Source organism: Pseudarthrobacter sp. P1 (genome assembly GCF_050156935.1).
Classification (GTDB): domain Bacteria; phylum Actinomycetota; class Actinomycetes; order Actinomycetales; family Micrococcaceae; genus Specibacter.
Map to the genome: position 1 here is coordinate 4,139,273 of NZ_CP189584.1, position 14,598 is coordinate 4,153,870.

Annotated in this window: 12 protein-coding genes; 11 read left to right on the forward strand and 1 reads right to left on the reverse strand. The window is 67.8% G+C overall.

The features are described 5' to 3' along the window. The first annotated feature begins 130 nt into the window (after positions 1 to 130). The 5 genes from gatC to ACQCSX_RS19365 all read left to right on the forward strand — a co-directional run bounded on the left by gatC (position 131) and on the right by ACQCSX_RS19365 (position 5,945). Positions 131 to 427, forward strand: coding sequence for an Asp-tRNA(Asn)/Glu-tRNA(Gln) amidotransferase subunit GatC (gatC, locus tag ACQCSX_RS19345; protein WP_427016835.1), 297 nt, complete (start codon positions 131 to 133; stop codon positions 425 to 427). Between the two features lie 3 nt (positions 428 to 430). After that, positions 431 to 1,975 (forward strand): Asp-tRNA(Asn)/Glu-tRNA(Gln) amidotransferase subunit GatA, encoded by a 1,545-nt coding sequence (gene gatA / locus ACQCSX_RS19350; protein WP_427016836.1) that lies wholly within the window; start codon positions 431 to 433, stop codon positions 1,973 to 1,975. Then, positions 1,976 to 3,484, forward strand: a complete 1,509-nt coding sequence (gene gatB / locus ACQCSX_RS19355) for an Asp-tRNA(Asn)/Glu-tRNA(Gln) amidotransferase subunit GatB (RefSeq protein ID WP_427016837.1) — start codon at positions 1,976 to 1,978, stop codon at positions 3,482 to 3,484. It begins immediately after the preceding gene. A 95-nt stretch (positions 3,485 to 3,579) separates the two neighbouring features. Beyond that, positions 3,580 to 4,383: a hypothetical protein gene (locus tag ACQCSX_RS19360; RefSeq protein ID WP_427016838.1), complete on the forward strand. Its 804-nt coding sequence runs from the start codon at positions 3,580 to 3,582 to the stop codon at positions 4,381 to 4,383. A gap of 59 nt (positions 4,384 to 4,442) precedes the next feature. Next, positions 4,443 to 5,945, forward strand: a complete 1,503-nt coding sequence (locus ACQCSX_RS19365; protein ID WP_427016839.1) for an MDR family MFS transporter — start codon at positions 4,443 to 4,445, stop codon at positions 5,943 to 5,945. A 96-nt stretch (positions 5,946 to 6,041) separates the two neighbouring features. On the opposite strand, the gene ACQCSX_RS19370 is transcribed toward ACQCSX_RS19365, so the two are convergent. Next, the gene (locus tag ACQCSX_RS19370; RefSeq protein ID WP_427016840.1) at positions 6,042 to 7,037 is read right to left on the reverse strand and encodes a formylglycine-generating enzyme family protein; all 996 of its coding nucleotides are present in this window, start codon (positions 7,035 to 7,037) and stop codon (positions 6,042 to 6,044) included. Positions 7,038 to 7,180: 143 nt separating this feature from the next. On the opposite strand from ACQCSX_RS19370, the gene ACQCSX_RS19375 reads away from it, so the two are divergent. The 6 genes from ACQCSX_RS19375 to ACQCSX_RS19400 all read left to right on the forward strand — a co-directional run bounded on the left by ACQCSX_RS19375 (position 7,181) and on the right by ACQCSX_RS19400 (position 14,489). After that, positions 7,181 to 8,185, forward strand: a complete 1,005-nt coding sequence (locus ACQCSX_RS19375; protein WP_427016841.1) for a LacI family DNA-binding transcriptional regulator — start codon at positions 7,181 to 7,183, stop codon at positions 8,183 to 8,185. Positions 8,186 to 8,427: 242 nt separating this feature from the next. Beyond that, on the forward strand, positions 8,428 to 9,744 hold the full coding sequence (locus ACQCSX_RS19380) for an ABC transporter substrate-binding protein (protein WP_427016842.1): 1,317 nt from the start codon (positions 8,428 to 8,430) through the stop codon (positions 9,742 to 9,744). Continuing rightward, positions 9,741 to 10,697: a carbohydrate ABC transporter permease gene (locus ACQCSX_RS19385; protein WP_427016843.1), complete on the forward strand. Its 957-nt coding sequence runs from the start codon at positions 9,741 to 9,743 to the stop codon at positions 10,695 to 10,697. Before ACQCSX_RS19380 ends, ACQCSX_RS19385 begins: the two co-directional genes overlap by 4 nt. Further along, positions 10,690 to 11,538, forward strand: coding sequence for a carbohydrate ABC transporter permease (locus ACQCSX_RS19390; RefSeq protein ID WP_427016844.1), 849 nt, complete (start codon positions 10,690 to 10,692; stop codon positions 11,536 to 11,538). Before ACQCSX_RS19385 ends, ACQCSX_RS19390 begins: the two co-directional genes overlap by 8 nt. 14 nt (positions 11,539 to 11,552) lie before the next feature. Continuing rightward, positions 11,553 to 13,289 (forward strand): DUF4091 domain-containing protein, encoded by a 1,737-nt coding sequence (locus ACQCSX_RS19395; protein WP_427016845.1) that lies wholly within the window; start codon positions 11,553 to 11,555, stop codon positions 13,287 to 13,289. A gap of 18 nt (positions 13,290 to 13,307) precedes the next feature. Then, positions 13,308 to 14,489: a Gfo/Idh/MocA family protein gene (locus ACQCSX_RS19400; protein WP_427016846.1), complete on the forward strand. Its 1,182-nt coding sequence runs from the start codon at positions 13,308 to 13,310 to the stop codon at positions 14,487 to 14,489. The last annotated feature ends 109 nt before the right edge of the window (positions 14,490 to 14,598 follow it).

Here is a 14,598-nt window from a genome sequence, read left to right on the forward strand (position 1 = left end):
GGGACGGCTTTTGCCTTGGCTGCGAGCCCTGTGCCAGCCATGGTGCACCCGGCCGCCCGCCGTCGTCGTCCATGTGCGGGGGCGACTAAGCTTGGAGGCGAAACAATTTAACTTTCTGCAGGGGAGATCCATGGCTGCGATCAACCGTGACGACGTGGCGCATCTGGCGCAACTGGCTCACATTGAGATGAGTGAGACCGAACTGGACCGCATGGCTGGCGAACTGGCCGTCATTGTGGACTCAGTGAAATCCGTGAGCGAGGCCGCCGGGGACGATGTTCCGGCCACCTCCCACCCGATTCCGCTGACCAACGTGCTCCGCGAAGACGTGGTGGGCCACGTGCTGAGTGCCGAAGAGGCGCTCTCCGGTGCCCCCGACGCCGAGGGTGGCCGCTTCAAGGTGCCCGCGATTCTGGAAGAGGACTAGCCCATGAGCTCCCACGAACTGATCCGTTCCAGCGCGGCCGACCTGGCCGCCAAGCTGGCCGCCAAGGAGGTCTCCTCCGTGGAGGTCGTCCAGGCGCACCTGGAGCGCATTGCCGACGTCGACGGCGGTGAGCGCGGCATCAACGCGTTCCTGCACGTCAACACCGCCGAGGCGCTGGCCGTGGCCGCTGACGTCGACGCCCGCCGCGCCGCCGGCGAGGAGCTCCACGAGCTGGCCGGTGTGCCGATCGCCGTCAAGGACCTCATCGTCACCAAGGGCCAGCCCACCACCGCCGGCTCGAAGATCCTCCAGGGCTGGATGAGCCCCTACGACGCCACGGTCGTGAAGAAGCTGCGCGCCGCACGCATGCCGATGCTCGGCAAGACCAACCTGGACGAGTTCGCCATGGGCTCCTCCACGGAGCACTCCGCCTACGGCCCCACCCGCAACCCGTGGGACCTGGACCGCATCCCCGGCGGCTCCGGCGGTGGCTCCGCTGCCGCCGTCGCCGCCTTTGAGGCCCCGCTGGCCCTGGGCACCGACACCGGTGGCTCCATCCGCCAGCCCGGCGCCGTCACCGGCACAGTGGGCGTGAAGCCCACCTATGGTGCGGTCTCGCGCTACGGCGCCATCGCCATGGCCTCCTCCCTGGACCAGATCGGCCCCGTCTCCCGCACGGTGCTGGACTCGGCCCTGCTGCAGGAAGTCATCGGCGGGCACGATCCCTTCGACTCGACGTCGCTGACCGACCCGTCCACCGGCCTGGTGGCCGCTGCCCGGCTGGGCAACGTGGCGGGCATGAAGATCGGCATCATCAAGGAACTGCACGGCGAGGGCTTCCAGCCCGGCGTGGAGAACCGCTTCAACGAGTCCCTGGAGCTGCTGCGCAGCGCCGGCGCGGAAATCGTTGAGGTCTCCTGCCCCAACTTCGGCTACGCCCTGGGTGCCTACTACCTGATCATGCCCTCGGAGGCCTCCTCCAACCTGGCCAAGTTCGACGGCGTCCGCTTCGGCGCCCGCACGCTGCCCAAGGACGGACCGCTGACCATTGAGCGCGTCATGGGTGCCACCCGTGCCGCCGGCTTTGGCGACGAGGTCAAGCGCCGCATCATCCTGGGCACCTACGCCCTGAGCGCCGGCTACTACGACGCCTACTACGGCTCGGCACAGAAGGTGCGCACGCTGATCCAGCGCGACTTCGCCGCCGCGTTCGCCCAGGTCGACGTGCTGATCTCCCCGACGTCGCCGGTGACGGCGTTCAAGCTGGGCGAGAAGCTCAACGACCCGCTGGCGATGTACCTCAACGACATCGCCACCATCCCGGCCAACATGGCCGGCGTGCCCGGCCTGACCCTGCCCGGCGGCCTGGCCGACGAGGACGGACTGCCCGTGGGCATCCAGCTGCTGGCCCCGGCCCGCGAGGACGCCCGCCTGTACCGCGTGGGTGCCGTGCTGGAATCGATGCTTGAAGCCCAGTGGGGCGGCCCCATCCTGGACCAGGCCCCCACGCTGGCCTCCACCGCTGCGACCTCCGGAGAGGTGAAGTAAATGATCACTGACGCAACCCTGAGCTTCGAAGAGGCCATGGAGAAGTTCGATCCCGTTTTGGGCTTCGAGGTCCACGTGGAGCTGAACACCGCCACCAAGATGTTCTCCTCCGCCCCGAACGTGTTTGGCGACGAACCCAACACGAACGTCAACGAGGTGGACCTGGGCCTGCCCGGCGTCCTGCCCGTGGTGAACAAGAAGGCCGTGGAGTCCTCGATCCTGATCGGCCTGGCGCTGAACTGCAAGATCGCCGAGTCCTGCACCTTCGCCCGGAAGCAGTACTTCTACCCGGACACCCCGAAGAACTTCCAGACCTCCCAGTACGAGGACCCGATCGCGTACGACGGCTGGCTGGACGTCGAGCTGGAGGACGGCACCGTCTTCCACGTGGAGATCGAACGCGCGCACATGGAGGAGGACGCCGGCAAGCTGACCCACATGGGTGGCGCCACCGGCCGCATCCAGGGCGCCGATTTCTCCCTGGTGGACTACAACCGCGCCGGCGTGCCACTGGTGGAGATTGTCACCAAGCCGATCCAGGGTGCCGGTTCGCGGGCCCCCGAGCTCGCCAAGGCCTACGTGGCTGCGGTGCGCGAGATCGTGAAGAACCTGGGCGTCTCCGATGCCAAGATGGAGCGCGGCAACGTCCGCTGCGACGCCAACGTCTCGCTGCGCCCGTACGGCCGCGAGAAGTTCGGCACGCGCACCGAGACCAAGAACGTGAACTCGCTGCGCGCCGTCGAGCACGCCGTGCGTTACGAGATCCAGCGCCACGCCGCCGTGCTCAACGGCGGCGGAACCATCACGCAGGAGACGCGCCACTGGCACGAGGACACCAAGTCCACCACCTCCGGCCGTCCCAAGTCCGACGCCGACGACTACCGCTACTTCCCCGAGCCGGACCTGGTGCCCATCGTCTCCACGCCCGAGTGGGTCGAGGAACTGCGTTCGCGCCTGCCCGAGCCGCCGGCCGAGCGCCGCAAGCGCCTGCAGGCCGACTGGGGCTACTCCGACCTGGAATTCCGCGACGTCGTCAACGCCGGTGTGATGGATGAGATCGAAGAGACGGTGGCAGCCGGTGCCTCCGCCGCCGCCGCCCGCAAGTGGTGGATGGGCGAGATCGCCCGCCGCGCCAAGCTGGCCGACGTCGATCCGGTGGCCCTGGGCGTCACGCCCGCCGTCGTGGTTGAACTCGACGCGCTGATCACCTCCGGGAAGATCAACGACAAGCTGGCCCGCGAGGTCCTGGACGGCGTGCTCGCCGGCGAGGGCACCCCGGGTGAGGTGGTGGAGAAGCGCGGCCTGGCCGTGGTCTCCGACGACGGCGCCCTGCAGGCTGCCATCGACACCGCGCTGGCGGCCCAGCCCGACGTCGCGGACAAGATCCGTGCCGGCAAGATCCAGGCCGTTGGCGCCATCGTCGGTGGCGTCATGAAGGTGACCAAGGGACAGGCCGACGCCGGCCGCGTCCGCGAGCTCATCCTCAAGACGCTCGGCGTCGAAGGCTAACTCCACCCCTTCAACTGTGGCGCGGCACTTGCTGGAATAGAGCGTTATTCGAGCAAGTGCCGCGCCACAGTTTTGTCTTCTGGCAGGATGAAACCATGACGTACAGCTGGGAGATCCGCGCGCGGGTGCAGTTTGAGGGCGATGCCCATGTCCAGGAGGACACTTGCGGCTTTGCCGGGGACACCGCCTGGGTGGTCGACGGCGCCACCACGCTGCTGGAGCCGTTGGGGCTGCCGGCAGCCTCGGATCCGCAGTGGCTGGCCCAGACCCTGTCCGTGCTCCTGGCCCAGCCCCTGCCCGCGCCTGAAGGCTTTGTTGGCGTCCGCGCCCGGCTGGCCTCTGCGCTGGCTGGCGTGGATGCCATTGGCATGGCGATGGTGGGTCAGGAGCGCGTCCGCTTCCCCAGTGCCGCCGTGTCCGTCGTCCGGCTGAACGAGGACGGCGTGGAGGTCGCCAGCCTGGCCGACTGCCGCGTGCTGGTCCGCCTCGAGGATGGCCGCACGGAGCTCGTGATGGCACAGGATGCCGATGCTGCGGTGGATGCGGCCACGGTGCCCGGCGGGCCGGTGGATCCGCAGGACCGCCTGCTCGTGCTCGGCAAGGACCGCGAGCGGCGGAACACCCCCGGCAACCTCTGGGTGGCCCGGCGTGAGCCCGAGGCCGCCGACCATGCCCATGTGGTGCAGCTGCCCCGCCCCGCGCTAATGGTGCTGGCCACCGACGGCGCCTGGCGCGCCGTCGACCTCGGCCTGGTGGCCTCGCCCGCGGAGTTCCTGGACCGCGTGGCCACTCCGCTCGGCGCCCTGGAGCTGATGGTGGAGCTCCGCCGCGAGCAGGGGCGCATCGGCGAGGTGGCCGACGACGCCACTATTTTGGCCCTTGTCCCGGCGGCGAAATAATCCCGGCATTCCGCGCCTTGTACCAAGTGACTCTCTTCACACACTTTTCGGGGGCTCCCGTGGCTGAAAACCACCTTGACCATCAACATTCCGCCGGCATCCAGGCGCAGGCCCGCACCCCGCGGGTGATCTACTTGCTGCTGGCCGCCACCTTCGTGGTGATCCTGAACGAGACCATCATGAGCGTGGCGCTGCCGCACCTGATGGCCGACCTCCATGTGGATGCGCCCACCGTCCAGTGGGTCTCCACCGCCTTCATGCTCACCATGGCCGTGGTCATTCCGATCACCGGCTACCTGCTCCAGCGCTTCCAGACCCGGCCCATCTTCACCGCGGCCATGGTGCTCTTCAGCGCCGGGACGCTCATCGCCGCCGCTGCGCCCGGATTCGGCGTGCTGCTGCTGGGCCGGGTGGTCCAGGCCGGGGGCACCGCCATCATGCTGCCGCTGCTGATGACCACCGTGCTGCAGCTGGTCCCGCCGGCGCACCGCGGCAAGGTGATGGGCAACATCTCCATCATCATCTCCGTGGCGCCGGCCATCGGCCCCACCATTTCCGGGGTGATCCTGAACTTCCTGTCCTGGCGCTGGATGTTCATCTTTGTACTGCCCATTGCCCTGGCCATGCTGGTGGTGGGCATGCGCCAGGTGGCCAATGTCGGCATCGCCGGCACGGCTCCGCTGGATGTCCCCTCCGTCATCCTGGCGGCGTTTGGCTTTGGCGGACTGGTCTACGGGCTGTCCCAGGTGGGTGCCGCGGGCAGCGCCTTGCCCATGCTGATCTCCCTGGGCGTGGGCGCACTGGGCCTGGTGGCCTTCGTGCTGCGCCAGCTGCGGCTGCAGAAGAAGGACCACGCGCTGCTGGATCTGCGAACCTTCCACCAGCGGATCTTCACGCTGTCCATCGTGATGATGGCGGTGTCCATGATGGCCCTCTTCGGCACCATCATCGTGCTGCCGATCTACCTGCAGAACGTGCTGCACCTGGATGCGCTCTCCACCGGCCTGCTGGTGCTCCCGGGCGGCCTCCTCATGGGCCTGGCCGCACCTTTTGTGGGCCGGCTCTACGACAAGGTGGGGCCGCGGCCGCTGCTGGTGCCCGGCTCCATCGTCGTCAGCGTGGCCCTGTGGAGCCTGACGCTGGTGAGCGACTCCACGCCCGCCTACCTGATCCTGGCTGCGCATCTGGTGCTCAGCCTGGGTCTGGCCATGGTCTTCACCCCGCTGTTCACCGTGGGTCTGGGGGCCCTGCCGCCGCACCTGTACTCGCATGGCAGCGCCATCGTGGGCACCGTCCAGCAGGTTGCCGGGGCTGCCGGCGCCGCCCTGTTCGTGACCATCATGGCCGCACAGACGCACGTGCTGGCCGGCTCGGGCAGCGCTGACGCCGCCGCGGCCGGGGGAGTGCGGCTGGCCTTCCTGATGGGCGCGGTGGTTTCACTCTTCGCCGTCGTGGCCGCCTTCTTCATCAACAAGCCGGCCGACGCCGGACAAAGCGTTCACGGCGGCCCGGAGGCCGAGCCCGCACTGCACCCGGAAACCGAGCACGACACGGTGCGCTGACCGCCGTCGCGCTCCACCCACCCAACTGGGGCGCACCAACTGTCGAAAATCGCGTGGTTTTCAGCAGTTGGTGCGCCCCAGTTGCTCCCAGGCGGGTCAGGGCAGGGCGACGGTGCGGAAGCCGAGGTTGCCGCTGGCGGAATCGGGGGAGTTGGAGCTGCGCGCCGCCAGCCGGTACCTGTTGCAATAGGAGTCGTGGCACAGGTACGAGCCGCCGCGCATCACGCGCCCGCGGCCAATGGAGGGCCCGGCGGGGTTTTCCACCGTGCCGGCGGCGGCGCAGGTCTTGTAGTACTTGGGCAGGAACCAGTCCGCACACCACTCCCACACATTGCCGGAGGTCTGGTACATCCCGTAGCCGTTGGGCTCGAAGGAGCGGGCCGGCGCCGTGCTGAGGAAGCGGTCGTCGAGTGTGTTTTCGGTGGGGAAGGTGCCCTGCCAGATGTTGCAGTGGTGCACCGCGGAGCCATCGTCCGCCACGCCGTGGAGCTCGTTGCCCCAGGGGTAGCGGGCCTGCTCCAGTCCGCCGCGGGCGGCATACTCCCACTGCGCCTCGGTGGGTAGCGCGCGCCCGGTCCAGGCGCAGTACGCCAGTGCATCGTTGTGCGAGACCTGCACCACCGGGTGGTCCGCCAGCTCCTCCCACGACGAGCGTCCGCCGGCCGGATGGGCCCAGTCCGCGCCGCGCACATTCAGCCACCATGGCGTGCCGTGCACGGCGCCCAGGATGTCCGATCGGTCCGCGGCCACGGCCAGGTGGAAGACGGCGGACGTGCCAAAGGATTCCGATTCCGTCCGGTACCCGGTGGCGTCCACGAAGGCCGCAAACGCCGCGTTGGTGACGGTGGTGGTGTCCACCCGGAACGCGTCAAGGGAGACGTGGTGGACGGGCGTCTCGCCGTCGGCCGCGTAGCCCTCGTCGAAGGGGTCTCCCATGGCAAAGGTGCCGGCGGGAATGGCCACGTCCGCATGCCCGGCATCCGCTGCGGCTCGGGGCGCGGGCACCGCCAGATTGAAGGTCCCAGGCTGCGCCGGGGCGGTGGCGTGGCCGTGTTCGGACGGCCGTCCGTCGGGACTGCAACAGCTGGACATGCTTCACTCCTGGGGCGGGGACCGGTTTGGCCTAGGATACCGGGCGCCGCGGGCCGCCGCCATCCGGGTCCCGCAGCGGCCGGAATCCGCTCGCCTTCGGTATGATGCCAATGCTGCCCCACCCTTCTCCTGAAAGCCGGACCATGACCGAAAGCGGACACCGACGACCCACCATCAAGTCGGTCGCCCAGGCCGCAGGAGTCTCCACGGCCACGGTGTCCTATGTCCTCTCCGGCCGCAACGGCAACGCCGCCGGGTCAGGGGTTTCCCCCGCGACGGCCCTGCGCGTGCAGGAGGCAGCCCGGGCGCTGGGGTACCGGCCCAACCAGGCCGCCCGGACCATCCGCACCGGCAAGACGGACCTGATGATGCTCTCGCTGACCATGATTTCGGACCCCTGGTCGCTGGACGTGAGCCGGGCGGTGGGGGCAGCCGCCGCGGCACGGGGCATTACGCCAATGATCCTGGCCGACACTGACTGGCGGGTGGCCCTTCGCCGGCAGAATGCCGACGTGACGTTCATCGACGCCGCGGACCGCGAGGGCGACGCCGAGCTGCTGGCCCTGGCCGCGCAGCGCCAGCGCCTGGTGGTCTTCAGCGAGACGCTGGAACCGAACGGGTTCGACGTCGTCCGCTCGCTGGCGGGAGAGTCGTGCCAGCAGGCGGTGGACCACCTCTGCGCCAAGCACAGCCGCGTGGCCGTGCTGACCTCGAGGGTGCATTCGCCCACCACGCGCTCCATCCGCTTCGATGCGTACACCGCGGGCCTTCAGCGTGCCGGTCTGCCCTTCCGCGAGGACTATGTGGCCACGTACCGCAAGGACGCCCTCAGCGCCGTCGAGGCCGCCACCAGGCTCCTGCTGAATCCGGACCGTCCCACGGCCATCTACGCGACCACCGACTATGCGGCCATCGGTGCCATCCATGCCGCCCAGCGGCTCCAGCTGCGCGTCCCGGAGGACGTCGAGGTGGTGGGGATCGGCAACACCACCGAGGGCGAGGACATGGTGCCGTCGCTGACAACCGTGGGTCCGCTGGGTTTTTTTGATGCCCTGGCCGAGTTCCTGGTCGAACGGGCAGCCAACCCGGGGGGCCCGGCCACGGTGCTGGAGTTCCCGTGGCAACTGATCCTGCGCAATTCCGCCTAACCACGGGTTTTTTGGCTGCCGTGGGGCGGCCTTGCCGGCCCCTGCCGCGCACGCCGCGGGCCCCGTTGCCATGCACCTAAGTGACGGGCCAGTACAGATTATTTTCAGAAATGATCACTCGCGGCCTTGCGCTTAATCGATTAACATGGTGTGATTTTGTTCACCGCATAAAGCTGAATGGGTGGCCGGATGGCTTCCACCGGCACCCTCAGCGGCTCCACAGACACTATGAAGGAATCCCCATGACCCATCTGAATCGACGTTCGTTCCTTTCGCTGGCCGCCCTGGGCGCCGCAACGGCAACGCTCGCAGCCTGCAGCGGTGGAGCAGCAACCGGCGGCGCGGCCGCTGCGCCCTACACGGCCCCGGCCAAGGACCTGAGCGCTACGCTGACGTACGCCATCTGGGATGCCTCGCAGAAGCCGGCAATGCAGAAGATCGTTGACAAGTTCAACGCCGTCTACCCCAACATCAAGATCAACATCGATGTGACCCCCTCCAAGGGCTCGGCCTACTGGACCAAGATCCAGACCCTGGCCTCCAGCGATTCCCTGCCGGATGTCTTCTGGATGAACGGCCCCAAGATCAAGCTCTACGCCGAGAACAACCAGCTGCTGCCGCTGGACGGTTTGACCGCGGCCAAGGCCGTGGACACGTCCAACTACCCCAAGGCCCTGGTGGACCTGTACACGGTGGGCGGCAAGCTCTACGGTGTGCCGAAGGACTTTGACACCATTGCCCTGTTCTACAACAAGGCCATGCTCAAGGAAGCCGGCGTGGCCGAGCCCACCGCAGACTGGACCTGGGATGACCTGAAGACCAATGGCGCCAAGATCTCCAAGTTCTACGAAGGCAAGGGCGTCTACGGCTTCTCCGGCGACCTGACCGGTGGCCAGACCAGCTTCTACAACACCATCCTGGGTGCCGGCGGCTCCATCGTCTCCGCCGACGGCAAGAAGAGCGGATACGACGAGCCCGGCTCCATTGTTGGCCTGCAGTTCTGGCGCGATGTCATCGACTCCGGCGTCTCTCCGAACATGCAGCAGCTGACGGACACGCTCGCCACCGACATGTTCACCTCCCGCAAGCTGGCGCTGCTGATGGACGCTTCCTACATCGTCCGCCCCACCCACGAGGCGCTGGGCGAGGACATGGGCGTCGTCGCCCTCCCGAAGGGGCCGACCAGCAACCAGGGCGTCATCCACGGCCTGGCCAACGTCATCCCGGCCAACGCCAAGAACCCCGATGCGGCCCGCGCCTTCGTTGCCTTCCTGGGCACCAAGGAAGCCGCCGAGATCCAGGCCGAGACGGCCACCGTGATCCCCGCCTTCAACGGCACCCAGCAGGCCTGGGTCGATTCCGTTCCCGGCGCCGGCCTCCAGGTCTTCCTGGACGCCGCCCAGACGGCCTCGCCCTACCCGATTTCCAAGAACACCAGCGCCTGGAACAGCCTTGAGGGCGAGCTGCTCCCGCAGGCCTTCGCGGGCACCAAGCCGGTGGCCGACATTGCCAAGGCATTGGCAACCAAGATGAACGATGCGTTGTCAGCCGAATCATGAGCACTCCAACAACCGCAGTAAAGGCCGCCCCCGAGGCCGGCCCCGGACAGAAGCCGGCACCCGTGCGGCGCCGGATGGTGGCACGCGGTGACGGCTTCTGGCCGTGGCTGTTCATCCTGCCCACCGTTTTTGGCATCACGCTGTTCTACATCTGGCCGATCATCCAGACCTTCTTCTACAGCTTCACCAAGTGGGGCGTTTTTGGCGGGGCCAAGTTCATTGGCCTGGAGAACTACATCAAGATGTTCTCGGATTCCTCCATTCCGCAGTCGCTGCTCAATACGATCATCTACACGGTGATCGTATTGGCCGGCATCCCGATCGCCGTCGTGCTTTCGGCCTTGATGGAGAGCCCGGGGCTGAAGTTCGCCGGCTTCTACCGCACGCTCTACTTCATCCCGTACATCACCATGCCGGCCGCCGTCGGCATCGTCTGGCGGCTGATCTTCAACGGCGACTTCGGTCCGATCAACTGGTTCCTGAGCCTGTTCGGCATCCAGGGCCCGTACTGGACCTCGACGCCGGGCTTCGCCCTGGTGGCCGTCGCGACGGTGGGCCTGTGGATGTCGCTGGGCTTCAACCTGATCATCATCGGTGCCGGTCTGCGGGAGATTCCGCGGGAGATCTACGAGGCGGCCGAAATGGACGGGGCCTCGCGCCTGCGCCAGTTCTTTTCCATCACCGTGCCGCTGCTGACCCCGAGCATCTTCTTCGTCTCGGTGGTGACGGTGATCAGCGGATTCCAGCTCTTCGACCTGCTCTACGTGATGATGGGCAAGTCCAACCTAGCCATGCCGCAGACGCAGAGCCTGGTGTACATCTTCTACAACCACGCCTTCCTGGAGAACGACAAGGGCTACGCCGCCGCCATCGGCATCCTGATCCTGCTCATCATCGCCGCCCTGACGGCCATCCAATTCCGTGTCCAGAAGAAGTGGGTCAACTATGTCTGAGGCAGCCATCCGCACCAGCCGGCCGGTGAAGCGCGGCCGCAACGCCGCCGCCCATCTGGTGCTCGGCTTCGGCGGCCTGCTGATGATTGCGCCGCTGATCTACCAGGTCGTCATGTCCATCTCCACCAACGCCGAGGTGCAGAGCACTCCTCCCACCTTCTGGCCGTCGGAGATCCAGTGGCACAACTTTGCCGACGTCTTCACCGCGATGAACTTCGGTTCCTCGCTGCGGGTGTCGATCCTGATCACCGTGATCCGCGTGCTGGCCCAGGTCATCCTGTGCGCGCTGGCCGGGTACGCCTTTGCCCGCATGCGCTTCAAGGGCCGCGGCGTCATCCTGGGCATCATCCTCTCCATCCTGATGGTGCCCGGCCAGCTGTTCCTGATTCCGCAGTTCCAGATCGTGCAGAACCTCGGCTGGCTGAACACCATTGCCGGCATCGTGGCACCGGGCCTGTTCAGCGCCTTCGGCGTCTTTTTGATGCGCCAGTTCTTCATGGGCCTGCCCGATGAGCTGGAGGACGCGGCACGCCTGGACGGGGCCAACCCGTTCCAGGTCTTCACCAAGATCATGCTGCCGCTGGCGGCCAACGGCGTCTGGGCCCTGGTGATCATCACTGTCCTTTGGTCCTGGAACGACCTGCTCTGGCCGCTGGTCATCGCCTCCACGCAGGACAGTGCCCCGCTGAGCGTTGGCCTGGCCAACCTGCAGGGCGAGCACGCCAACAACTACCCGATCCTGATGGCCGCATCGCTGATGGCGATGGCCCCCATCCTCATTCTGTTCATTGCGATGCAGAAGAAGGTCATGGCAGGAATCGGCCGCTCTGGGCTGAAGTAGGAAGGTGGGGTCAAATGGCTAACCACAGCAGGATGGAGCACGGCTGGTCGTTTGCGCTCACCGACTCCCTGGAAAAGGTCTACCCCGACGCCGATCCGCGGCCGTTTGACGCCGCCATCCCGCTCTCCGTCCTGGTGGGGGAGACCGCCTCCTTCCAGCTGGCCATCCGGCCCCCGGTGGAGCATGGCTTCCGATCCTTCGCCCCGGTCACGGTCTCCGTGGCCGGCACGGCGGCAGCGTTCGCCACCCTGCACCAGGTTGACCTGGTGCCGGTGGCGCTGGCGGCGTTCCCCGGGCACGACGGCGGCTACGACCGCGGTGCGCCAGGGCTCTACCCGGACGTGCTGCGGCCAGCCACGGATGGGCTCATCCAGCCCCTCTACGGCCACTGGACCGCGGCGTGGATCGATGTCCACGTGCCGACGGCGGAGCACGCCGGGGCGCACGACGTCGCCGTGGCGGTGGCCGATGCGTCGGGCCGGATCCTGTTCGGCACGACCGTCCGGATCACCGTCGTCGCCGTGGCAGCCCCGGAACTGGGCATCGTGAACGCGCACTGGTTCCACTGCGACGGGCTGGCCTCCCACTACGGGGTGCCGGTCTTCAGCGAGGCCCACTGGGACATCATCGACCGGTTCGTCGCCTCGGCGGCCCGGATGGGTGCCAACTCGCTGTTGACGCCCACGTGGACGCCGCCGCTGGACACAGCCGTGGGCGGGTACCGCCTGCCGACCCAGCTGGTGGGGATCCACGACGACGGCGGGCGCTACAGTTTCGACTTTGCCCCGCTGCTGCGCTGGATGGAGATCTGCGCCAGGCACGGCATCAAGTATCTGGAGATCGCCCACCTGTTCACGCAGTGGGGCGCCGCCTGGACGCCTGCCATCTATGTCCACACCCTGCACGGGGAGGAGCGCCGCTTTGGCTGGGACGTGTCCGCAACGTCCCCGGCCTACCGGGAGCTGATGGCGGCCCTGCTGCCCGCGCTGCGGGACGTCCTGGCGGAGCATTGGTCCCTGGACCGGGTGTTCTTCCACATCTCGGACGAGCCCTCCGGGGCTGAGGCGTTGGCGAGCTACCAGCGGGCCAAGGCCGCCGTGGCGGATCTGCTCGAGGGCGTGCGGGTGGCCGATGCGCTCAGCGACTTCGGCTTCTACAGCAGCGGCGCGGTGACCAAACCGATCGTGGCGTCCGACGCCGTCGAGCCCTTTCTGGCGGCGGGCGTGGAGGACCTGTGGGTCTACTACTGCGTGGCCCAGGACAAGGATGTGGCCAACCGCTTCATCTCCATGCCCTCGGTGCGCAACAGGGTCCTGGGGCACCAGCTCTTTGCCTTTGGCTTCAGCGGCTTCCTGCACTGGGGCTTCAACTTCTACAACTCGGTCCACTCGACCAGGCCCGTGGACCCGTTCGCCGACACCTGTGCCGGCGGCGGGTTCCCGGGCGGCGACGCCTTTATGGTCTACCCGGGCCCCGACTGGGAACCCTGGGAATCGATCCGCTACAAGGTCTTCGCCCAGGCCATGTCCGACTACCGGGCCTTTGACCTGTTGGCCCGCCTGGCCGGCCGGGACGCGGTCCTGGACCTCATCAATACCAATGGCTCCGGCGGACGCCTGGCCATGGACGGCTTCAGCTACGACCCCCTGCACTACCGGCGCGTCCGCGAGCTGGTCAATCAGGGGATCGCTGCGCACCTCAACCAGCAACCCATCCAGCCCGTGGCCCTGCGCCCGGGCCCCACCACTTAGCAAGTCAGGAAAAGTTCAATGGACCTTAAAGTTGGAATCGTCGGGTTCGGCCTGCGCGCCAGCCTGTGGAAGCACGCCCACCGCCCGGGCGAGGGCTCGGCCGTCGTGATGGTGTGCGATCTGAGCGGGCGCGGCCGGGCCGACGCCGCGGCGAAGATCCCCACCGCGGTGGTGACGGACTCGCTGGAGGAGCTGCTGGCCGCCGGCCTGGACGCCGTGCTGGTGCTGACCCCGGACAACCGGCACGCCGAGGTCGCCGTGCAGACCCTGCGCGCCGGCATCCCCACCTTCTGCGAGAAGCCGCTGGATGTGACCCTGGCGGCGGCCGACGCCATCCTGGCCACCGCCTACGAGACGGGCACCCGGCTGTACGTGGGGCACAACATGCGCCACATGCCCGTGGTGGTCCAGATGCGCGAACTGATCCAGGCCGGCACCATCGGGGAGGTCAAGGCGGTCTGGTGCCGGCACTTCGTGGGCAACGGCGGGGACTACTACTTCAAGGACTGGCACGCCCAGCGCGCCAACACCACCAGTCTGCTGCTGCAAAAGGGCGCCCACGACATCGACGTGATCCACTGGCTCGCCGGCGGCTACACCCGCCGGGTCTCCGCGATCGGGGACCTGGCCGTGTACGGCGATGTCACCAGCCGCCGCGACAACACCGACCGCCGCATGGGCGACTGGTTCTCGCTTCAGAACTGGCCGCCGGCGGCGCAGACCGACCTGGCCGAGGTCATCGACGTCGAGGACATCTCGATGATGCAGATGGTCCTGGACAACGGGGTGCTGGCCTCCTACCAGCAGTGCCACTTCACCCCCGACTACTGGCGCAACTACACCGTCATCGGCACCAGGGGCCGGATCGAGAACTTCGGCGACGGCCCGGGCGACACCATCAAGGTCTGGACCACGCGCAGCTCCGCCGGGTTCGTTGCACCGGATGCGGAAATCGAGATCCTGGACGGCGAGGGCGGCCACGGCGGGGCGGACCCGCTGCTGATCGCCGAATTCCTGCGCTTCGCCCGCGAGGGCGGGGCCACGGCGACCTCCCCGGTGGCGGCGCGTGCCTCCGTCGCGGCCGGTGTGCTGGCCACGGCCTCGCTGCGCGGGGACGGCGGGGCCCTGGAGGTCCCGGCACTGCCGGCCGAATGGGTGGAGTACTTCAACGCCGGCCAGCCCGCACGCATTCCGCAGTAGCCGGCGGCGGGTCCCGCTGGTTGAGCGGAGCTACGAGAGGCAGCAGGGTTCCCTGGCCGAGCGAAGCGAGGTTAGGGTGGCTGGCGAACGGGAGCCGAAACCCGGTGAG

What these genes read in the sequence shown, in the direction of transcription:
- ACQCSX_RS19395 (WP_427016845.1), top strand. Translation starts at nt 11,553, where the DNA reads ATGGCTAACCACAGCAGGATGGAGCACGGCTGGTCGTTTGCGCTCACC.
- ACQCSX_RS19390 (WP_427016844.1), top strand. Translation starts at nt 10,690, where the DNA reads ATGTCTGAGGCAGCCATCCGCACCAGCCGGCCGGTGAAGCGCGGCCGC.
- ACQCSX_RS19370 (WP_427016840.1), bottom strand. Translation starts at nt 7,037, where the DNA reads ATGTCCAGCTGTTGCAGTCCCGACGGACGGCCGTCCGAACACGGCCAC.
- ACQCSX_RS19375 (WP_427016841.1), top strand. Translation starts at nt 7,181, where the DNA reads ATGACCGAAAGCGGACACCGACGACCCACCATCAAGTCGGTCGCCCAG.
- ACQCSX_RS19400 (WP_427016846.1), top strand. Translation starts at nt 13,308, where the DNA reads ATGGACCTTAAAGTTGGAATCGTCGGGTTCGGCCTGCGCGCCAGCCTG.
- ACQCSX_RS19385 (WP_427016843.1), top strand. Translation starts at nt 9,741, where the DNA reads ATGAGCACTCCAACAACCGCAGTAAAGGCCGCCCCCGAGGCCGGCCCC.
- ACQCSX_RS19380 (WP_427016842.1), top strand. Translation starts at nt 8,428, where the DNA reads ATGACCCATCTGAATCGACGTTCGTTCCTTTCGCTGGCCGCCCTGGGC.
- gatA (WP_427016836.1), top strand. Translation starts at nt 431, where the DNA reads ATGAGCTCCCACGAACTGATCCGTTCCAGCGCGGCCGACCTGGCCGCC.
- ACQCSX_RS19360 (WP_427016838.1), top strand. Translation starts at nt 3,580, where the DNA reads ATGACGTACAGCTGGGAGATCCGCGCGCGGGTGCAGTTTGAGGGCGAT.
- gatB (WP_427016837.1), top strand. Translation starts at nt 1,976, where the DNA reads ATGATCACTGACGCAACCCTGAGCTTCGAAGAGGCCATGGAGAAGTTC.
- gatC (WP_427016835.1), top strand. Translation starts at nt 131, where the DNA reads ATGGCTGCGATCAACCGTGACGACGTGGCGCATCTGGCGCAACTGGCT.